The organism is Ruegeria sp. HKCCD7181, from assembly GCF_057221055.1.
In genome coordinates this window covers 146797-167097 of sequence record NZ_JBWVBC010000010.1, presented here as the reverse complement: position 1 = coordinate 167097, position 20301 = coordinate 146797, and the positions used below count along the sequence as shown (strand labels likewise).

Sequence of the window (20301 nt, the reverse complement as noted above, 5' to 3'; positions counted from 1 at the left end):
GCAAACCTGCCATGCGCTGAAGCGTCAGCTGCGACGGAACCGTGCTGTTCCGATGATCTCGATCATTTGCTTGCGCACCGGTTCCGGCTGCGCGTCCACCGCGTTCAGAACTTCGCGAAGCTCGGCCCGCAGGCCGTGCATCTGGTCGATCAGAGAGATCATCATCGAAAGGGCGTCAGCCTCCATGTCGTATTGGTCATGTAATTCGCAGGCCAGTTCCAGCCGGGCGACGTCCAGCGATTGATACGTCAACCCCTGATCGGATTGCTCCGGGATCACGATCTCGGCCGCCAGGTATTCTGTCAGCCGGTCCGAGGTCAGGCGGGTAATTTTTGCGATCAGTTCCTCTTCGGTCAGATGGCGGGTCATGACGGCATTCCTTTGCGCGGATCATAGCGGTGCGTTTCGCGCCATGTTTCCATGAATTGCTTCAAGTCTTCGTCGATCTGGTCGGGCATGGTGACCGTCAGTTCGATCAACTGATCCCCTCGATCGGACGATCCGCGTTTCTTAACGCCCTTGCCGCGCAGGCGCAGGGTCTTGCCGCTGCTGGTGCCTGCCGGAACAGTTACGTTCACGCCACCATCAATTGTGGGGGCGGCGACTTTGCTGCCCAAAATCGCCTCATCAATCGTGATGGGCAGCGTGATGTGGATGTCGTCCCCCTGTCGGTCAAACACGGGGTGTTTCGCGACAGAGACAGTGACGAGCGCATCGCCCGGCGGCCCCTCGCCAAAACCTGGAGCCCCTTTGCCACGCAACCGGATTGTCTGGCCTTCCGTAATACCTGCCGGGATCTTGACCTCGATCCGGTCTCCATCGGGCAAAGTCAGCTTTTGGCTGGCCCCAAAGACAGCGTCCAGAAAACTGATCTGCAATGTGTAGCTGCGATTGTGGCCCGGTGCGTGAAATTCATGCGTGCGCTGCTGACCATGACCGCCACGGCCACGCATGAATTCGGCAAAAATGTCAGACATGTCGTCGGGGTCGCCATAGGCCGCGCCGGACCGATAGGGGTTTCCCGCGGCTTCGGCATAATCCCGGTAATACTGCTGCGGCCGTTCCTGACCCGAAGCGTCGATTTCGCCATTGTCATAGCGTGCCCGGGTTTCCGGGTCTTTTAGCAAATCATAGGCAGCAGCGGCGGATTTGAACTTGGCTTCTGCTTCGGTATCCCCGGGTTTCAGGTCTGGGTGACATTCCTTGGCAATACGCCGATAGGCTTTCTTGATCTCGGCATCGGTTGCGTCTTTGGCGATGCCGAGGGCGGCATAGGGATCGTCGCTCATCTCACCTCTCGCGGATGTGGGCAGGTCTGATCTTGATGAATGTGTTTTATCATGCGATTTCAACCGGTCAAAAGGAAGAGGTATTTGAAATCTCTCGCCAAATCGCGATGACCTGATAATATCTGCACTTATCGAACTGTTAACTGACGGAGATCGCCTCATGTCGCGCAGAATTAAGTCCGCTCTGGCCTTGTTGGCTGGGAATGCCATCGGGTTACTGCTTGCTTCGCTGCTGCTGTCGGGGTTTGCGATCAGGCCGATCTCCTTCATCGTTGTGGTGATCGTCTTTACCGTTGTTCAGGTGGTGGCCGAGCCTTTGATCCTGAAGCTGGGCGAAAAGAAAGCGCCCGCGCTGAAAGGCGGGATCGCGTTGATTGTGACTTTCGTGGGATTGCTCGCGACAGACCTGATTACTGCAGGGCTGACTGTTGGCGGTATATCCAACTTGCTGGCGGCAACCTTGCTGGTCTGGCTGGGGTCGTTGATCGCCAGCGTCGTGCTGCCGATCTACGTGTTCAAGGAACTGCGTGACGCCAAGAAATAGTTAGTTCAGAGCGTTGAGGCTGGCCTCGATGGCCTGCCAAAGCTCTTCGACAGGTTCGCAGCCAACCGACAAACGGACAAAGGCCGGGTCGACATCGTCGCCCCAACGCGCACGCCGCTCGGCTGAACTGTGGACGCCACCAAATGACGTGGCCGGGCGTAGCAGCGGGCAGGAGTTGATGAACCGCTCTGCCATTTCCTCGGAGTTCAGGGTGAGACTCAGGAGAAATCCGAAACGCGCGGTCTGAGCTTTGGCCAATGCGTGCGCTGGGTCATCTGGCAAGCCGGGGTATCGTACTTGTCTAATGGCCTCATGCACCGCCAGTCGCTCGGCGAGTATATGTGCCGATGTGCACATGCGGTCAAACCGCACATCCAACGTTTCCAGCCCCCGATGCAGCAACCAGGCTTCGTGCGGGCCGGGGATCGACCCGGACACCTTTCGCCATTCTTCGATACGCTCCATAATCTGGTCATTCCGGCTGGCCACGTGGCCCATAAGCATATCGGAATGCCCGCCCATCGCCTTGGTATCGGACGACACGACCACGTCGATGCCCAGATCCAGCGGGCGTTGGCCCAGCGGCGTCAAGGTCGTGTTATCGGCTATGGTCACGCCCCCGGCGGCACGCACCTGTTGTGCCACTGCGGACAAATCGATCATGTCTAGACCAGGATTCGAAGGGCTTTCGACAAAAACCACGTCGAACCCTTCAAAGCCGCCCTCTGAAAATGTGGTGGTGGGGCGTTCCTCGACCACCACGCCGAGGCGCGACAGGAAACGGTCCGCCAGCAGGCGCGTGACATAGTAGCCGTCCGACGGGATCAGAAGACGCGAACCGGACTGAGCGGTGGCAAACAGTGCCGCCGAGATCGCCGCCATGCCAGAAGGAAAGCTAAGGCAAGGCGCGTCTTCCAGATGCGACAGCACATGTTCCAAATGAACCCATGTCGGATTGTCGACGCGTCCGTAAGTGGCGTGACCGTCAGGCGCGCCCGGCAGGTGGAACATGCTGCTTTGGGTCAGAGGCAGTGCGACCGGCTCGCCCTTGTTCAGGGCGTTGCCGCGCAGGTGGAGCATCTCTCCGGTCTTAACCGTCGTCATCGCTCAGCGCCCCGGAATTTTATCGCGCGGCGGGGCAGGTTCCCAGTTTTCGATAATCTCAACCGCCTCTTGCGCGGTATCCACAAAGCGGAACAGGTCCAGATCCTCATCCGAGATGGTTCCGGCGTCGGCCAGCGCCTCCCAGTTGATGACTTTTTCCCAGAACGCGCGCCCGAACAGCAGGAAAGGTACACGTTCCATCCGGCCAGTTTGGATCAGGGTCAGGGACTCGAACAGTTCGTCCATCGTGCCGAACCCGCCGGGGAAGATGGTGATGGCACGGGCGCGCATCAGGAAATGCATCTTGCGGATGGCGAAGTAGTGAAAGTTGAAGCTGAGATCCGGCGTCACATAAAGGTTGGGTGCCTGTTCGTGCGGCAGCACGATGTTCAGGCCGATGGAGCAACCGCCCGCGTCCTGTGCTCCTCGGTTTCCGGCTTCCATTACCCCGGGACCGCCGCCGGTGACGATCACATTCTCGCGGCACCCGGTCTCGTTCGATTTCTCGGTCATGAGACGCGCGAACTCACGAGCTTCGTCGTAATAGGCCGAAAGACTCGCCAGAGTTTCCGTCCGTGCGGTGTGCTTCTGCGAAGGCTCGGGAATGCGCGCTCCGCCGAACATCACGATGGTCGAGGTGATCTCACGCTCGCTCATGATCATTTCGGGTTTCAGCAGTTCCAGTTGCAAACGCACCGGGCGCAGTTCGTCCCGGCACAGGAAATCGTCATCGGCAAAGGCAAGGCGATAAGCCGGGGACCGCGTCTGTGGCGTATCTGGCACTTCGCTTGCGGTCGAGCGATCGGTTTGCGCGTCGCGGAACGGGCTGAGGCGGTCTTCTCTCATGGTTGAAGTATCCCTGCTTGCGTGTTTCCCAAACAGCTATAGGGTTCGTGGGCAGAGTGCCAGTCACGGAAAGACAAGAATGAATTGGAAGACTGAAATATCGGCAGCGACAAACCGCATCGACGGCCATGCACAAAAAACGCCGGTTATGGAGAGTGGCGTTTTGGGGCTGGAATTCCCGGTTGAGATGAAGTTGGAGCATTTGCAGCATACCGGCAGCTTCAAGGCGCGCGGGGCATTCAATACTTTACTCAGCATGGATGTGCCCGAAGCAGGCGTCGTGGCCGCGTCAGGTGGCAATCATGGTGCGGCGGCGGCTTACGCTGCGCGGGCATTGGGGCACCCGGCCAAGATTTTCGTGCCTGAACTCGCCGGGCCGTCCAAGATTGGTCTGATCGAACGAATTGGCGCAGACCTTAGTGTCGTTCCAGGCGAATATGCCAGTGCGCTGACGTTGGCGCAGGCGCATGAGGCAGAAACCGGCGCAATGCAAATCCACGCCTATGATGCTCCGGCCACCGTGGCCGGGCAGGGTACGTGTTTTGCGGAATGGGATGCGCAAGGCCTGCAGGCGGACACTGTCCTTGTTGCCGTTGGTGGCGGAGGTCTGATTGCTGGCGCGTTGGCCTGGTTCCAGGGCGCCCGCAAGGTTGTCGCGGTCGAGCCCGAGACCTCCTGCGCGTTGAATGCGGCGCTGCAAAAGGGTGAGCCGATTGACGTGACAGTGTCCGGCATTGCGGCGAATGCGCTGGGCGCACGACGGATCGGGAATATCTGTTTCGGGTTGGCGAAAGGAATGACCTCGGTTCTGGTTCCGGATACGGCTATCGCTGTCGCACAGAGGACGCTCTGGCAGGCCCACCGCATTCTGGTTGAACCAGCGGGCGCAACAGCTTTGGCCGCGTTAATCTCGGGTGCGTATCTGCCCGAACCGGGTGAACGCGTCGCAGTTTTGGTATGCGGCGGAAATATTGCCCCTGACCCCTTGGACGGGTGAATTATCTGCTTGTGGAAAAAGGTTGCGCTTTTTATCTATAATCCATGAACGCGACCATTGCCGACACGATCTACGAAAAACTGAGCCAGCAAATTGTCACCGGCGACCTTGTGGCCGGAGAGAAGCTGCGCCAGGACCATATTGCCCGCAGTTTCGAGACAAGCCATGTGCCCGTGCGCGAGGCATTGTTGCGACTTGAGGCGCACGGGCTTGCCCAAAGTGAGCCCCGACGCGGTATGCGCGTAACCGCTCTGGACCCAGCCGAAGTGCGCGAAGTGACCGAAATGCGGGTAGCACTGGAATCGCTGGCGTTGCAGCATTCGGTCCAGAACATGACACCTGCAGCCCTGAAGCTGGCGGATGACGCCCGGATCGCCTGCGACGCGGCGGACAGCATGCCGCTTTGGGAGGCGCGGAACCGTATCTTTCACCGGACCATTCTGACGCCCTGCGCATTGCCGCGTCTATTGCACACGATCGACGATCTTCACATCGCCGGCGCACGGCACTTGTTCGCGCATTGGCGACCGAAATGGGTGCAGCGCGTCGATACCGATCATGCGGCCATTGTGCAGGCCCTGAAGAACAGGGATTCCTCGGCTGCAACCTCGATTTTGGTGCGCCATATCCGTCGCGCCAGCTAAAGCCGTCCTTCGTAAGATTCTCGCAATTCCTATACTGTGCAGGGCGCAGGCGGCATGTTGGCGTAAAAAGGGTCCTCTGCGTCGCATTGCGCCCTGAGTCCTGCTTGCGTATAGGCCAAACCAACGTGAACAGATTCTGTAGGGAGTAGCCCCATGTCCAACGCGCAATTGGAAGCCGCAATCGAAGCCGCCTGGGAGGCACGCGACACGATCACCCCAGCCACCACTGGTGAGCAACGTGAGGCGATCGAGGATACGCTGAATGCTCTGGACAGCGGGTCGCTGCGGGTGGCGGAAAAGCAGGCCGATGGAAACTGGCACGTGAACCAGTGGGCCAAAAAGGCAGTTCTGCTGGGCTTTCGCATCAAGGATATGGAAATCCAGAAGGGCGGTCCGCAAGACGGCGGCTGGTGGGACAAGGTCGACAGTAAGTTCGCAGGCTGGGGTGAAAACCAGTGGCGTTCCGCAGGTTTCCGTGCGGTGCCGAACTGCGTGGTCCGTAAGTCTGCCTATATTGCGCCGGGCGTTGTGTTGATGCCGTCCTTTGTCAATCTGGGCGCCTTTGTGGACGAAGGCACCATGGTGGATACCTGGGCTACTGTGGGGTCTTGCGCACAGATCGGCAAGAACGTTCACCTGTCCGGCGGTGTCGGTATCGGCGGTGTGCTCGAGCCGATGCAGGCCGGCCCGACCATTATCGAGGACAACTGCTTCATCGGCGCGCGGTCCGAAGTGGTCGAGGGCTGTATTGTCCGCGAGGGCTCGGTCCTGGGAATGGGTGTCTATATCGGCAAATCCACCAAGATCGTCGATCGCGAGACCGGCGAAGTGACCTATGGCGAAGTGCCGCCTTATTCCGTAGTGGTCTCAGGCTCGATGCCGTCAAAGAATAACATCAGCCTCTATTGCGCGGTGATCGTGAAGCGTGTGGACGAGAAAACCCGCTCGAAAACCGGCATCAACGAGTTGCTGCGCGACTGATAATTTAGACAAAAAAGAAAAGGCCGGAGCGCGCAGCCCCGGCCTTTATAACGATTAGCGAAGGATGGAAGCAGATCTTAGCTTTTCTAAGCTCTGATCAGGCGGCCTTGCTGAAAACAATAACCACTTTCGGTTAGCGGTCTTCGCCTGGGCGTTCTACTTCTTCTCTCTCTTCTTCAGATTCCTCGGATTCTTCGCTTTCCTCAGATTCTTCTTCGCTTTCCTCTACTTCTTCATCGCCTGAACGACCTTCGCGCTCGGGTTCGTTTTCGCCCTCGGACTCGTTTTCACCTTCGGACTCGTTTTCGCCCTCGGACTCGTTTTCACCTTCGGACTCGTTTTCGCCCTCGGACTCGTTTTCACCTTCGGACTCGTTTTCGCCCTCGGACTCGTTTTCACCTTCGGACTCGTTTTCGCCCTCGGACTCGTTTTCACCCTCGGACTCGTTTTCGCCTTCGGACTCGTTTTCGCCCTCGGACTCGTTTTCGCCCTCGGACTCACCTTCGTCCTCGGACTTTTCGCCGTCTTGTGCGTAAGCGGCATCAGGGGAGAAAACAGAAAGAACGACCGCTGCGGGGGCCAGAGCCAACGCGAACAAGCTCGCTACAATAGTTAGGAATTTGGACAACATACTCATCTAACTTCCCTTTTCGAAAAAATGTCAATTTGCAGTGAGGGGCATTCTAGATTTTGTTGATTTCACCACGTAACGGCTTGGAAAGGCTGTGTCGTGGTAAGCCAAAACTCGCGCAGTGACAGCAGATTCATCGGCTGTTTAACGCCGTTTTCAACCTGTCGGATTCTTGCCGGAGGAAGCTGTCAATCCCTTGGAGAAAACTTCACCAATAAAGTGTGTCCATTTTGCACAGATCAAAGTGATGATTCACTGCTCGCTTTGCCTGTGAAACGAGGTTTTGGCGAATCGATGCAGCTAGTTAGATAGGTGAATGAGTTGACCAAGTCCTGTTCCGCACGTAAGGCAGGCTGCATGGAAAAGCAGAAGAAACCCTCGCGCCAGCAGGTCTACACCTTGTTGGTTCAGATTGGCCGCAAAGACGGCGACGGCTTGCCTGAAGGGGCGACCGGAGCGGCGCTGATGTGTTTCGCCTCAGGCGTGGACGAAGCCGAGGCCGTACGCGAGACAGTGGCTATTCTGAAGCAGGCCGATACCGCGCCTCTGGATGTCACCGGCTATGGCACATTAGCCGAACGTGAAGCGCAGGGGCACGACATCGATCCCGATGAACGCGCACTGATGCAGCGGGCGTTGGACGAAAACGCGGTTATTGTCGCACAGATGACACCGTTTTTTGGCGACGAGGAACTGGCTTAGTTCCGAACTCCGAACCACTTGCGGTAAATTTCGTCATAGGTGCCGTCTTCTCGCAGGGCCAACAGGGCCTGATTGACGTCTTCGACAAGGGGTGATCCGGTCGGGAAAGCGACGCCGTAATTCTCACGCAGGAAAACACCGCCGGTCATGGACGCGAACCTGCGCCCTTCATGAGACGCGAAATACGACAGGATCGGGGCGTCAAACACAACAGCGTCCAGCTCCTCATCCCTAAATGCCGTTAGCAGGCCATCCAGGTTGTCATAGCCGGCAAACTCGACCTCACGACGGGTCAGAAAGCTGGCTGCGGTCGAGCCCGAAATGGTGCCAACCTGCTTGCCGTAAAGGTCATTGACTGAATTCACATTACCGCTGATCGCATCCACCGTCATGACCGAGGTGATACGGGCAGTAAAAACGGACACGATGAACAGCGACGACACCACCAGAACCACCCCCAGCAGACGCCCGAACGGAGTGCGTGGCATGCGTTCTTCGAACCCGCCATTTACGACAAGATTGAGCGCCCACCAAAACGACGGGAACCAGGCCTCGTTGAGCTTGCGGTCAAAGTAGGGCTGTGCGCGACGCTCGAAACCCCACATCAGCATACCGCCGCCAAGCAGGATGGCGAAGGCCAGGCCGATGGCGATAAACAGTTCTCGTGACAGAAGCGCCTGCAGCAGCGATGGTCTGCGCGCCGCGTCCGAGGGGACCATGATCTGCAACCCGGCCTCGAAAATTGGCTGGCTGAAATCCATCTGGGTTTCACGCGCTGCAGTGATCGAGATATTCGCAATCGCCAGATCGGCAGTGCCGTCCCGCACGGCGGTCAGCATGTCACCGAACGCCTCGACCCGGTTGAGAGTGTAATCCCAGCCCAGTGCCTCGGACAGCGCTTCGAGCAAATCCATCGAAAAACCGGTCTCAGCCCCGTCTTCAACATAGGAAAACGGTGGGCGGGTCACGGTCGTGACCGTAAGGGACTGAGCCTGGCTTTGCTGTGCAATGACCGCGAAAGTCAGGCAGATCAGAGCGAAGAGGGCACGCATCATTGTCAATTTACCTGTTTCGCGGCGCTGTAACGCAATTGCGGGTTGCGCGGCAAGGCAGTCGCGGGGTCATCTTGGCTGTTTTATTGGCGTACCAATACGAAACAAGAACAGGTCTGTCATAAGATTTTGGCCCTCCGGGGTTGGCAATTCGGCCAATTCGTTGAATCTGTGCGCGAACCAAGGCCAGAACAAAACCTAGAGGTATCCCATGACCGATCCCGTCGAGCTAACTGCAGATCTGATCCGTTGCCCTTCGGTCACACCTGAAGAGGGCGGTGCGCTGGTCCTGTTGGAGCGACTTTTGTCCGGGGCCGGGTTCGAATGCTCCCGTGTGGATCGCGGCGGCATCGCCAATCTGTTCGCACGTTGGGGGCAAAAGGGGCATGCGCGCAGCTTTGGGTTTAATGGTCACACTGATGTTGTTCCGGTTGGGGATGAGGCTGCCTGGACCATGCCGCCTTTTGGCGCCGAAATCCGCGAAGGGGTGATGTACGGTCGGGGAACGACGGACATGAAATCGGGAGTGGCCGCTTTTGCTGCGGCCGCGATTGACTTTGTTCGCGAAACACCTCCGGACGGGGCCATAATCCTTACGATTACGGGTGATGAAGAAGGCGATGCGCTGGACGGAACAACAGCTTTACTGGATTACATGCAGCAGTCGGGCGAACGCATGTCCGCCTGCCTGGTCGGTGAACCTACCTGCCCAAGCAAAATGGGTGAGATGATGAAGATCGGGCGCCGCGGCTCGATGACTGCTTGGTTCACGATCACCGGCGTGCAGGGACATTCGGCTTATCCGCACCGGGCAAAGAACCCCCTGCCTGCGTTGGCACGATTGATGGATCGCCTGGCCAGTCACGAGCTGGACCGAGGAACTGACCATTTCGACACATCCACTCTGGCTGTGGTGACCATGGACACAGGCAATCCTGCGACCAACGTCATTCCGGCACAATGCAGTGCTGCCGTAAATATCCGGTTCAATGATCTGCATTCCGGTGCAAGCCTCAGCGATTGGCTGAATGCCGAGGCCTCGAGGGTCGCAGATGAGTTCAGCGTCAAAGTCGATACGAAAATCAAGATATCGGGTGAAAGCTTTCTGACGCCACCTGGTGAACTGTCCGACCTCGTGGCGCGCGCGGTGCAGGCTGAAACTGGCGTGCAACCCGAGATGTCGACAACCGGAGGAACCTCGGACGCGCGATTCATCAAGAACCACTGCCCCGTGGTTGAGTTCGGGCTGGTCGGCCGCACCATGCATCAGGTCGACGAATGCGTCGAGATTGATCAGATACGGCAACTCAAGACAATCTACGCACGCATCCTGGCGGATTATTTTGCCTGATCCATGCAGCGCACCCTGATTATTATGGTCAAGGAACCTCGGCCGGGGCGCGTCAAAACCCGGCTTGGGCGGGAAATAGGTATGACAGGTGCAGCCTGGTGGTTTCGGCATCAGACGCGATCACTGATCCGACGGATGCGTGATCCGCGCTGGCAGGTCCTGCTGGCCGTTTCGCCTGACAGGGAAGGGTTGAACAGCCGATTTTGGCCTGCCGACATTCCGCGTGCCGCGCAGGGTCAGGGCGACCTGGGCCAACGCATGGGGCGAATGCTGCGTGCGGCGCCCAAAGGTCCTGTTTGTCTGATTGGTGCGGACATCCCGGGCATCACGCGTGACCATATTGCGAAAGCCTTCAAGGTGTTGGGCAGCGATCAGATGGTGTTTGGACCTGCAGTGGATGGGGGCTACTGGCTTGTTGGGGCGCAGCGCTATGGTGCTCTGCCGTCTGGAATGTTCGGCAATGTGCGATGGTCAACGGAACATGCGCTGGCTGACACGCTGGCTTCGGTTCCGGATAGCCGGGTCGCTATGTTAGATCACTTGCACGACATCGACACGATGGCCGATTTGAAAACCTGACCTCAGGTGCCGCTTTTTGGTCATGACGCGGTCGCATCCGCGTGATACGCCGAAGATATGACTCGCATCCCCACCAAGCAGGAGGTCCTCGACTGGATCTCGGCGAACCCCACCCTGACCTCGAAACGCGACATCGCCAAGGCTTTTGGCATCAAGGGCGCGGACCGGATTGATCTAAAGCGTATCCTCAAGGAACTTGAGGCCGAAGGTCATCTGGAAAAACGAAAGCGCAGCTATCGTGACCCGGATCGGTTGCCACCTGTCAGCGTGCTACAGGTCAAAGCACCGAATTCTGATGGCGATCTGTTCGCGCGACCTCTGGAATGGCACGGTGAAGGGGTAGAGCCCGTTGTTCTGATCATCGCACGTGCCAGTGATCCTGCGCTGGGCGAAGGCGACCGGATATTGGCTCGTCTGACGGTGGTGCATGAGGAAGACCACAATTACGAGGCGCGGCTGATCCGCCGTATTGGAACCAATCCGCGCAAGATTGTCGGTATTTTCCGCAAAGGGGCCGAGGGAGGGCGGATCGTACCCATTGACAAGGCAGGCCAGACTGAGTGGCTGGTGCAGGACGGTGCCTTACATGGCGCCAGGGATGGTGAACTGGTCGAGGCCGAACAGGCCGGACCAAAGAACCGCATGGGTCTGCCACGCGCGCGTATCGTCGAGCGGCTGGGCGATCCATCTGCGCCCAAGGCCGTTTCGCTGATCGCCATTCACCAGCATGGCATCCCGGACGATTTTCCGGACAAAGTGATCGCCGAAGCCGACAAGGCCAAGCCTGAGGGCTTGAAGGGGCGCGAAGATCTGCGGGATATGCCTTTGTTGACCATCGACCCTTCGGACGCGCGCGATCATGACGATGCCTGTTATGCGCATGCAGATGACGATCCTAAAAACATCGGCGGGCATGTGATCTGGGTCGCCATTGCAGATGTCGCCGCCTATGTGCAGCCCGGAACAGCGCTGGACCGAGAGGCCCGCAAGCGGGGGAATTCCAGCTATTTCCCGGATCGTGTCGTCCCGATGCTGCCGGACCGGCTATCGGGTGATCTGTGCTCGCTGCACGAAGGTGTCCCGCGTGCCTGTATCGCGGTACGAATGCAGATCGACTCAGATGGCAACAAAATCAGCCATCGCTTTGTGCGCGGCCTGATGCGTTCTGCAGCCTCGCTGCACTATGCCGAGGTGCAAGACGCCATCGACGGCAGTCCAAATGACCGGACCGGAGCGCTGTTGGAAACCGTTCTGAAACCGCTCTATGCCGCCTATGCTGCACTGAAAAAGGCGCGGGCGGTACGGCAGCCACTGGAGTTGGACCTGCCGGAGCGCAAGATCGTGCTCAGCAAAACGGGTGAAGTCGAAAGTGTGGCCTTCCGCGACCGGCTGGACGCGCACCGACTGATTGAGGAGTTCATGATCCTCGCCAATGTCGCCGCAGCCGAAACCCTGATCGCGAAACGCCGCCCGTTGTTGTTCCGCGTTCACGAGGAACCCGCGCCCGAAAAACTGGAGAGCTTGCGGGAAACGGCGCAAGCTTCTGGGCTGAACCTGGCGAAGGGCCAGGTCCTGCAGACCCGCCACCTGAACGCGTTGCTGAACGCTGCTGCGGGCACCGAGGACGCCGAGCTGATCAATCTCAGCACGCTGCGGTCGATGGCACAGGCTTACTATAATCCCGAAAATTTTGGCCATTTCGGGCTGGCGCTGCAGAACTACGCTCACTTTACCTCTCCCATCCGTCGTTACGCCGACCTGATTGTGCATAGGGCGCTGATCACGGCCCATGGTTGGGGCAAGGACGGGTTGACCGACGAGGAAATCGACCGGCTCGAGGAAACCGCCACACATATCTCGGACACCGAACGCCGCTCGATGATGGCTGAGAGGGACACAACGGATCGTTACCTTGCTGCCTATCTCAGTGAGCGGGTGGGCAATGAGTTTGCAGGTCGGATCAGCGGCATTGCGCGGTTCGGGGCATTCGTAAAGATGGATGAAACGGGGGCTGACGGACTTGTCCCCGTGCGCTCGCTAGGGCGTGAGTTCTTTCATTTCGACCGCGAGGCCGGAACGTTAATGGGTGCGGACACCGGCCTGATCATCGCGATCGGCCAGCGCGTGACCGTACGTCTGACCGAGGCGACGCCGGTGACCGGCGGACTGGAATTGGAACTGTTGTCCATCGATGATCAGGCGCTGCCGCGCAGTCGCGGTCCGGCCGGGCGCTCGACCCGCAGGAAGGCCGTCAGCTCGAAGCGCAAGAAGGACAAGATCAAGCGCAAGATCGAGCGAAAACGCCGTCAGAGGTGATAGGTCAAGGCCCGGGCAATCAGCCAGCCGTGACGGGTCGCGTCGATCTGATCGGGGTCGTCGAACAGCACAGCCCGATTGCCGTCGATCCGATCCTCACCCGGAAATGCCGACGTGAAATCGCCCATCAGCCGGCTTTGGCAATGAACGAACAAAGCGAACGAAGCGGACTTGTGGCTTCCCAGTCGGATTGTAGACCCTTTGGGCGCCATATAAGCGGGCTGACCCCAGCGCAGCGCCTCTTGCAGGGGCTGGGCGTCGGACAGTGCCTCCGCGGTTTCCAGCACCAATTCCCGGAGGATCAGAGCACCTTTGCGGGTGCTCTGCGGAAAGGCATCGTAGGCGGCGGCAACTGCGGCGTCATCAAATGGTGTCATGACAACGGGATCGCCTCTTCCATTCGGTCTATGTAACTGTTCAACAGTCTATCCTGCTTTATTCGTCGGGTCAGCGGGGTATCCGCCGGTGTCGCGCGCATGGCGGCCAACATAGGCCCGACGCTCATATCAGCGGAAGTTGGCTGGTCTCCGACCAGATAGGGCGATTGCCACAGATAGGCAGATATTGCTTCGAGGTCCCGTTCCAACCTGTCTTGCCGTTCAGCCGGTGAAAATCGGGCGACGCCCTGAAACGCCAGGCCATTGACGACTTTCTTGCGAATGGAATTTGATACTGGCGATCGGATCAACGCTGGAATTACAGAGAAAAAAGTCTCGCGCAGGACTGGCCAGACATCGTCATTGGCCCAGCGATCCAGTACGATCTGAAAATAAAGATGCTCTTCCGCCATGCGGATCAGAGTGCGGGACTGAGCTTTTTGTATGTCGGTCAACCCCTTGTCGAAGTCCGCTCCCTGCGCCTCGAGCCAGTCGCGGATCAGATCACTATCCGGCACCAGACGTTCAGGCGTGCGCAGGACCGGCAGTTTCTGATGCGGCATCTTGCGAGGGTCCAGCATATCAGAACGCTGCCAGCGTTGGCCCGAGTGCTGAAGCATATAAGCGGTCTTGACGCAGAAGGGGCTGGCGCTGAACAGGCCAAAAGCAGAGGGGTAGGTCAAAAGGGTCAACATCGTTGGCTCCGTGGTTGGGATGCCCAGTTGATAGATCACTCTGATGACAGAAACTGTCATCAGGTTTAGACTAGTCTGTGCTATGTCCCGTACCGCTCGCCTATTCCAACTGATGCAAGCCCTGCGTTCCGGCCCTTCGCCGAAAACGTCGGGCCAACTTGCGCAAGATTTGGGTATATCGCCTCGCACCGTGCACCGTGACATCGACGCGTTGCGCGGGCTCGGCGCGGTGATTGATGGCGAAGCTGGTTTTGGTTTCACCCTGATCGAAGATGCAACGCTGCCGCCATTGGGTTTTACCGATGACGAGCTTGAGGCGCTTGTCCTGGGCCTGCGCGAGGTGCAGTTGATTGGCGATCCCGGCTTGTCGGACGCGGCCAGTGCGGCATTGCGGAAACTGCAAGGACGGTTGCCACAACGCCAGTCTCATCGCCTGAGTCATGCTGTCCTGACCGCGACGCGCTTTGATCGGCCCGCCAAACCGACAATCGACGTGGCCGATCTGCGCAATGCCACATGGGACGAGCGTGTGATCGAGTTTGCGTACACAGATGCCAAGGGCGATGACACCCGGCGAAAGGTCAACCCACTGAGTATCGTATACATGGATCGTGCCAGCGTGTTGCTCAGCTGGTGTCATTTGCGCCAGGATTTTCGCGTCTTTCGGCTGGACCGGATACGTGAAATGTCCGTTTCGTATGAAAGCTTTAGGCCAAATCGCGTGCCCTTGCTGCGCGAGGCATTGGCCCGCATTCGCGCAGAGCGGGAGGCAAAAGACCGCGAAAACGAAACCTGAGCGCTTTGTGAAAACCCGGTTTTGCGCTATCCTGCGGTTGAGCAGAAATCAGGAAATTCGGAATGCAAAAATGCATAGGTGGCATCATGACCGCCGCATTATGGGCATCCATTGTGCAGGCGGAATCTACGAGCAACTCTCTTGGGTCAATGATTATAGACCTTCCAGGTTCGACCCAACTGGCCTCGGCGGATGTGGCCGTTTCGATCCGGCCGGTCTTGCGGCCCTCAACTAAGGTGCAGCGCGTGTCAGCAGAAGGAAATGCAAGATTTCAGGCGTGGCTCGGAGCGTTTCGCGAAAGAGCTTTGGCGCAGGGAATCAGCCCCGCGACGTTAGATGTGGCGCTGGCCGGTGTGATCTATGACAAAGAGGTCATCAAGCGAGATCGCAATCAGGCTGAGTTCTCGAAGCCAATTTGGGAGTACCTGGATTCTGCGGTTTCCGACACGCGCGTGGCCAACGGGCTTTCCGGGTTGGACCGGCATCGCGAGGCCTTGGCGCGGATCGAAGCCCGATACGGTGTCGAAAAAGAAATTGTGACGGCGATCTGGGGGCTCGAAACCTCGTTCGGTACTTATCGGGGCAGTGATCCAACCATCCGATCTCTTGCGACACTGGCATTCGATGCGCGGCGAGCACAGTTTTTCGAAACCCAACTGGTTGCTGCTTTGCAGATCATTCAGGCGGGCGATGTCAGTCCCAGTGATATGGTCGGCAGCTGGGCCGGAGCGATGGGGCATACGCAGTTTATGCCGACATCCTTTCTGGATCACGCCGTGGATTTCGACGGCGATGGTCGGCGCGATATCTGGTCCGATGACCCGAGCGACGCTTTGGCTTCGGCCGCGGCCTATTTGGCGCGGTTTGGCTGGACCAAGGGGCAGCCATGGGGCGTTGAAGTGCGTTTGCCGGACGGGTTCGACTATTCCACGGCCAAACGGGATTTCACACTGACGCCGTCGCAATGGGCATCCCGCGGTGTGGTTGCACCTGACGGCGCGCCGGTGCCGGATCATGGTCAGGCGGCGATTTTGTTACCGGCAGGTGGACAGGGCGTGGCGCTGATGATTTTTGACAATTTCAAAGTGATCGAGAAGTACAACGGTGCCGACGCCTACGTGATCGGAATTGGACATCTGGCCGACAGGCTGTCTGGACGCGGCGCCTTTCAAGCCAAGTGGCCGCGGGGCGACCGGGGCCTGAGCTTCTCCGAACGCAAGGAATTGCAGACACGCCTTACGCATGCTGGGTTTGATACGCAGAGCATAGATGGTCGTATTGGACCGAACACGACCGACGCCGTACGAGCGTATCAACTGGCGCAGGGCTTATTGCCTGACGGATATGCCAGCCTGAAACTTTTGGAACGTATGCGTTGATCGACCAAGCGGTGTCTGCTTGTGGCGCGATCCACTACACGGGACAAAGCTGCCGTTTCGTGCTATCGTAAATTCGCCCGCTCTGGGCGCCCCGTCCGGGCTTCTGATGGGGCGAGCTGTGCCAGTTCGTCAGAAAAGGAGTGCCAAGATGATTTGGAATTTGGTTCCTGAAATTGCGCTACTGCTGATTGTCGTTGCGATAATCCTTGAGTTTGCCGGACGGAATGATTCCAATCGGCCATTGTCCAGGGCGTCACTGAACAAACGCCGATGGGATGATCCGAACAACAATGAAAAGTTCGACACGACCGTTCCCGGCAGCTTAGTTGGATCGGGTATCATGCTAGGGCACGAGCGATTTTACCAAGTCTCGAAAGATCCGGCTGAACAATCAACCCTCTTAGCAGGGTGAGGCGAACTTGCTTGTAAGGGCTAAGTAAACTGGTCCAATTGCGAAATCAGTGTGATGCGCTTCATTGAGAGCTCAGGGCGAACAGAACCATGTTGCGATATCTCAAAGAAAAATAGGGCAGCTCTTGCAAGCTGCCCCGTGTTTCATCTGGTGTACCGGAACATTAACTATGACGCAGCCTTCATCAGCCCTTGCTCGATGATCTGAGCCTGCGCCTCATCCAGTGATTTGTGGATGCGCACGAACATCTCGTCGATATCCGCAGGGGTCAGGACCAGCGGCGGAGAGATGATCATGCGGTCGCCTACATGGCGCATGATCAGGTTGTTGGCAAAGCAGCGGTCACGGCAGATATAGCCGACCGTGCCGGGCTCGGAGGCGAACTTGGCGCGGCTGGCCTTGTCCGGGGTCAGCGCGATCGAGGCCATCATGCCGACGATCTTGGCCTCACCCACCAGCGGGTGATCGGCCAGTGCTTCCCATTTCTGTTTCAGATAGGGCGCGGCCACGTCGCGGACGTGCTCGACGATCTTTTCCTCTTCGAGAATGCGCAGGTTCTCCAGCGCTACGGCAGCGGCAACCGGGTGGCCGGAATAGGTGTAGCCATGGTTGAACTCGGTGCCGCCGATCACCTCAGCCACTTCATCACATACGATCGAGCCGCCGATCGGTGCATAGCCCGAACTGAGACCCTTGGCGATGGTCATGATATGCGGCTTGATGCCAACGGTTTGCGACCCGAACCAGTTGCCGGTGCGACCAAATCCGCAGATCACTTCGTCGGCGATCAGCAGGATATCGTACTTGTCGCAGATACGCTGAATTTCGGGCCAGTAGGTGTCGGGCGCAACAATCACGCCACCTGCACCTTGTACGGGTTCGGCAATGAAGGCCGCGACACGGTCCTCACCCAGTTCCAGAATGGCCTCTTCCAACTCACGTGCGCGTGCAAGGCCGAATTCTTCGGGTGTCATGTCTCCACCTTCGGCCCACCAGTTCGGCTGGTTGATGTGATGGACGTTCGGGATCGGAATGCCGCCCTGTGCGTGCATCCCCGCCATACCACCAAGCGAGGCCGAACCGACGGATGAACCGTGATAGGCGTTATGTCGGCTGATGATGATATTTTTGTCGGGCTGGCCTTTTTCGGCCCAGTAGGTGCGCACTAAGCGGATGTTGGTGTCGTTTGCCTCGGACCCGCCCCCAGCAAAAAAGACATGGTTCAGATCACCCGGTGCCAACTCCGCAAGTTTGGCGGCCAATGCAATGGCGGGGACATGAGTTGTCTTGAAGAAGGTGTTGTAATAGGGCAGCTCGCGCATCTGGCGGGCTGCGACCTCGGCCAGCTCGTCACGGCCATAGCCGATGTTGACGCACCACAGACCGGCCATGGCATCCAGAATTTCAGCGCCTTCACTATCAGTCAGATAAACGCCTTTGGCTCGGGTGATGACACGCGCGCCTTCTTTCCCGAGCGATCCGTTGGTGGAGAACGGATGCATGTGGTGGGCTGCGTCAAGGGCCTGCAATTCGGCCGTGGGCATATGATTTGTGATGGTCGACATCCGGGAATCTCCTGCAAGAGCGATTGTCGATTAGAATATGATCAAATTTTCTGCTGTCAATCGAATCGAAGCATTCTAGGTGTTCCTCAAGGCGTCGACCATCAGTTCCATCCCTTGCTCGATGTCCTGAGCAGTCGCTTTTGCCACCGTCTCGGCATCCTGGGCGCGCAAGGCGGACAGGATGTCCTTGTGTCGATCTGGCAAGCTTTGGGTCCCGAATCGACCGCAAACGACGCGCAATGAAGGGCCGAACCTGAGCCAGAGCCTCTCCGCCAGATCGTTGAGAATCGGTGCCTCAGCGTACGAATAGAGTGTTTCATGGAACGCATGGTTGTGGCGAAGATAACCGCTGACGTCGCCGTCGGAGATTGTGCGGTCCAGCTTTTGGTCAATGTGTTCCAACTGATCAATATCCGCAGCTGTCACATTGGCGGTCGATCGGCGAGAAAGCTCTGATTCTATTGAAATTCTGGCGAAAATCATCTGCTCGACATCGCCTTTCTCCAAAACCGGGACACTCACCCTGCGATTGCCCTGAAACACCAAAGCGCCGTCGGAAATCAGGCGTCGGATTGCCTCGCGTACCGGAGTCATGCCGACACCCAGCGAATCAGTCAGCCCCTGTATCGTGACGGGTTGTCCGGGGACCAATTCGCCGTACATGATCTGCGACCGGAGTGTTTGATACACCTGCTCATGAGCGGGCCGTTTCTCATCATCCATCTTCAAGCTCGATGCCTTATTTTTGATCAAATCCAAATGGTTTGCCCTGTTTTTCGTAGTGTTAACGTGCCGGGTTTCTGACCTCGTGAAACCATACGCTGTATCGAGGGAAAACGCAAAACTTGATCAAATCCAAAAAAAAGTGAAAATACACACATAACTTCAGGGAGAGCAAAATGGATATCAAAACGCTGACGATGACAGCAGTCGTTGCATTGGGGACTTCGGCAGCCTTCGCCGAAGAGGTGCGCGTCTACAACTGGTCTGACTACATCGATGAAGAATTGCTGAGCAAATTCCAGGAAGAGACTGGTCTGACGCTGATCTATGACGTGTTCGACAGCAATGAGGTTCTGGAAACCAAGATGCTGGCCGGCGGGTCTGGTTATGACGTGGTGGTGCCGACGGGCAGCTTCATGGGTAGACAGATTCAGGCGGGCGCTTTTCAGGAACTGGATAAATCGAAACTATCTAATATTGGCAACGAATGGGATGTCATTGCTGAACGGGTGTCCCGGTTCGATCCCGACAACAAGCACTCAGTCAACTATATGTGGGGAACGACCGGTCTAGGTGTCAATGTTAACAAGGTCCACGAAGTGTTGGGTGAGGACGCCCCCGTCGACTCGATGGAATTGATCTTCAACCCCGAAAATATGGAAAAACTGGCCGCGTGCGGTGTGTATTTCCTGGACGCGCCAGATGAGATGGTACCCGCCGCGATGGTGTATGCCGGTTACGATCCGAACTCGCACGACAAGGCAGAACTCGCCAAGGCAGAAGAAGTTTTTTCCGCCGTGCGGCCCTATGTGAAAAAGTTTCACAGTTCGGAATATATCAATGCGCTGGCAAACGGCGAGATCTGTGTAGCTGTGGGGTTCTCGGGTGATGTGTTGCAAGCGCGTGACCGTGCTGCCGAGGCTGAAAACGGGGTTGAAATCGCGTATAACGCCTTCAAGGAAGGGTCGCAGATGTGGTTCGACCAAATGGCCATACCGGTAGACTCCCCGAACCCCGATGGGGCGCATAAGTTCATCGATTTCATGCTGGATGCCCAGAATATGGCAGCGGCGTCGAACTATGTCTATTACGCCAACGGTAATAAGGCGTCTCAGGAATTCCTGGAGGCCGACGTGATCGAAGATCCGGCCATCTACCCTTCGCCCGAAGCTATGGAAAATACTTATATCAAGGGCTCTTACCCACAAAAAACGCAACGTGTCGTGACACGTATGTGGACCAAGATCAAATCGGGCACCTGATCCGATTTGTCTGTGCAAGGCGACCCTGTCGCCTTGCCCCTTTTTTACAGATTGCC

General features: G+C 57.6%; 22 protein-coding genes. 12 read left to right on the top strand and 10 right to left on the bottom strand.

What is annotated here, in order from left to right:
• Nucleotides 1–24: 24 nt before the first annotated feature.
• Together AC2TCY_RS18465 and AC2TCY_RS18460 are read right to left on the bottom strand one after the other, a co-directional pair.
• The gene (locus AC2TCY_RS18465) at nt 25–369 is read right to left on the bottom strand and encodes a hypothetical protein (protein WP_480849594.1); all 345 of its coding nucleotides are present in this window, start codon (nt 367–369) and stop codon (nt 25–27) included.
• Entirely contained in the window at nt 366–1289 is a 924-nt protein-coding gene (locus AC2TCY_RS18460; protein WP_480849592.1) for a DnaJ C-terminal domain-containing protein, read from the bottom strand. The genes AC2TCY_RS18465 and AC2TCY_RS18460 overlap by 4 nt, the downstream gene beginning before the upstream one ends.
• Nucleotides 1290–1449: 160 nt before the next feature.
• Between AC2TCY_RS18460 and AC2TCY_RS18455 the strand changes: the two genes are divergently transcribed.
• A complete protein-coding gene (locus AC2TCY_RS18455) occupies nt 1450–1833 on the top strand; it encodes a hypothetical protein (protein WP_480849590.1) in 384 nt (127 codons plus the stop codon).
• Here the strand turns inward: AC2TCY_RS18455 and AC2TCY_RS18450 are convergent, their stop codons facing one another.
• Together AC2TCY_RS18450 and AC2TCY_RS18445 are read right to left on the bottom strand one after the other, a co-directional pair.
• Nucleotides 1834–2937, bottom strand: coding sequence for a cystathionine gamma-lyase (locus AC2TCY_RS18450; RefSeq protein ID WP_480849588.1), 1104 nt, complete (start codon nt 2935–2937; stop codon nt 1834–1836).
• Nucleotides 2938–2940: 3 nt separating this feature from the next.
• Nucleotides 2941–3783: an LOG family protein gene (locus tag AC2TCY_RS18445; RefSeq protein WP_480849586.1), complete on the bottom strand. Its 843-nt coding sequence runs from the start codon at nt 3781–3783 to the stop codon at nt 2941–2943.
• Between the two features lie 79 nt (nt 3784–3862).
• Between AC2TCY_RS18445 and AC2TCY_RS18440 the strand changes: the two genes are divergently transcribed.
• The 3 genes from AC2TCY_RS18440 (at nt 3863) to dapD (ending at nt 6405) form a co-directional block, all read left to right on the top strand.
• On the top strand, nt 3863–4780 hold the full coding sequence (locus AC2TCY_RS18440; RefSeq protein WP_480849585.1) for a threonine/serine dehydratase: 918 nt from the start codon (nt 3863–3865) through the stop codon (nt 4778–4780).
• Between the two features lie 44 nt (nt 4781–4824).
• Nucleotides 4825–5424 (top strand): GntR family transcriptional regulator, encoded by a 600-nt coding sequence (locus AC2TCY_RS18435; RefSeq protein ID WP_480849583.1) that lies wholly within the window; start codon nt 4825–4827, stop codon nt 5422–5424.
• Between the two features lie 153 nt (nt 5425–5577).
• Nucleotides 5578–6405 (top strand): 2,3,4,5-tetrahydropyridine-2,6-dicarboxylate N-succinyltransferase, encoded by an 828-nt coding sequence (gene dapD / locus AC2TCY_RS18430; protein ID WP_480849581.1) that lies wholly within the window; start codon nt 5578–5580, stop codon nt 6403–6405.
• A gap of 133 nt (nt 6406–6538) precedes the next feature.
• Here dapD and AC2TCY_RS18425 read toward each other — a convergent pair whose 3' ends face one another.
• A complete protein-coding gene (locus AC2TCY_RS18425; RefSeq protein ID WP_480849579.1) occupies nt 6539–7042 on the bottom strand; it encodes a hypothetical protein in 504 nt (167 codons plus the stop codon).
• Nucleotides 7043–7393: 351 nt separating this feature from the next.
• On the opposite strand from AC2TCY_RS18425, the gene AC2TCY_RS18420 reads away from it, so the two are divergent.
• A complete protein-coding gene (locus AC2TCY_RS18420) occupies nt 7394–7738 on the top strand; it encodes a hypothetical protein (protein ID WP_480849578.1) in 345 nt (114 codons plus the stop codon).
• Here the strand turns inward: AC2TCY_RS18420 and AC2TCY_RS18415 are convergent.
• Nucleotides 7735–8793 (bottom strand): transporter substrate-binding domain-containing protein, encoded by a 1059-nt coding sequence (locus AC2TCY_RS18415; RefSeq protein WP_480849576.1) that lies wholly within the window; start codon nt 8791–8793, stop codon nt 7735–7737. The genes AC2TCY_RS18420 and AC2TCY_RS18415 overlap by 4 nt on opposite strands.
• 208 nt (nt 8794–9001) lie before the next feature.
• On the opposite strand from AC2TCY_RS18415, the gene dapE reads away from it, so the two are divergent.
• Genes dapE through rnr form a run of 3 tightly spaced genes read left to right on the top strand, consistent with a single transcriptional unit; the run spans nt 9002 to nt 13036 of the window.
• On the top strand, nt 9002–10141 hold the full coding sequence (gene dapE, locus AC2TCY_RS18410; RefSeq protein WP_480849575.1) for a succinyl-diaminopimelate desuccinylase: 1140 nt from the start codon (nt 9002–9004) through the stop codon (nt 10139–10141).
• Between the two features lie 3 nt (nt 10142–10144).
• On the top strand, nt 10145–10720 hold the full coding sequence (locus tag AC2TCY_RS18405) for a TIGR04282 family arsenosugar biosynthesis glycosyltransferase (protein WP_480849573.1): 576 nt from the start codon (nt 10145–10147) through the stop codon (nt 10718–10720).
• 57 nt (nt 10721–10777) lie between these two features.
• Nucleotides 10778–13036 carry a ribonuclease R gene (gene rnr, locus AC2TCY_RS18400; protein WP_480849571.1) on the top strand — a complete coding sequence of 753 codons (2259 nt, stop codon included), beginning with the start codon at nt 10778–10780 and terminating at the stop codon, nt 13034–13036.
• On the opposite strand, the gene AC2TCY_RS18395 is transcribed toward rnr, so the two are convergent.
• A complete protein-coding gene (locus AC2TCY_RS18395; protein ID WP_480849569.1) occupies nt 13027–13413 on the bottom strand; it encodes a DUF1801 domain-containing protein in 387 nt (128 codons plus the stop codon). The genes rnr and AC2TCY_RS18395 overlap by 10 nt on opposite strands.
• Complete coding sequence (locus tag AC2TCY_RS18390; protein ID WP_480849568.1) at nt 13410–14108, bottom strand: glutathione S-transferase family protein; 699 nt, start codon at nt 14106–14108, stop codon at nt 13410–13412. The genes AC2TCY_RS18395 and AC2TCY_RS18390 overlap by 4 nt, the downstream gene beginning before the upstream one ends.
• Nucleotides 14109–14190: 82 nt before the next feature.
• Between AC2TCY_RS18390 and AC2TCY_RS18385 the strand changes: the two genes are divergently transcribed.
• The 3 genes from AC2TCY_RS18385 to AC2TCY_RS18375 all read left to right on the top strand — a co-directional run bounded on the left by AC2TCY_RS18385 (nt 14191) and on the right by AC2TCY_RS18375 (nt 16695).
• Nucleotides 14191–14904, top strand: a complete 714-nt coding sequence (locus AC2TCY_RS18385; RefSeq protein WP_480849566.1) for a helix-turn-helix transcriptional regulator — start codon at nt 14191–14193, stop codon at nt 14902–14904.
• 62 nt (nt 14905–14966) lie between these two features.
• Nucleotides 14967–16283 (top strand): lytic murein transglycosylase, encoded by a 1317-nt coding sequence (locus AC2TCY_RS18380; RefSeq protein ID WP_480849564.1) that lies wholly within the window; start codon nt 14967–14969, stop codon nt 16281–16283.
• Nucleotides 16284–16431: 148 nt separating this feature from the next.
• Entirely contained in the window at nt 16432–16695 is a 264-nt protein-coding gene (locus AC2TCY_RS18375; protein ID WP_480849562.1) for a hypothetical protein, read from the top strand.
• A gap of 167 nt (nt 16696–16862) precedes the next feature.
• Here AC2TCY_RS18375 and AC2TCY_RS18370 read toward each other — a convergent pair whose 3' ends face one another.
• Nucleotides 16863–18260 (bottom strand): aspartate aminotransferase family protein, encoded by a 1398-nt coding sequence (locus AC2TCY_RS18370; RefSeq protein ID WP_480849560.1) that lies wholly within the window; start codon nt 18258–18260, stop codon nt 16863–16865.
• Between the two features lie 75 nt (nt 18261–18335).
• Nucleotides 18336–18983 (bottom strand): GntR family transcriptional regulator, encoded by a 648-nt coding sequence (locus tag AC2TCY_RS18365; protein WP_480849558.1) that lies wholly within the window; start codon nt 18981–18983, stop codon nt 18336–18338.
• A gap of 176 nt (nt 18984–19159) precedes the next feature.
• Between AC2TCY_RS18365 and AC2TCY_RS18360 the strand changes: the two genes are divergently transcribed.
• A complete protein-coding gene (locus AC2TCY_RS18360) occupies nt 19160–20245 on the top strand; it encodes a polyamine ABC transporter substrate-binding protein (protein WP_480849556.1) in 1086 nt (361 codons plus the stop codon).
• Nucleotides 20246–20301 lie beyond the last annotated feature (56 nt).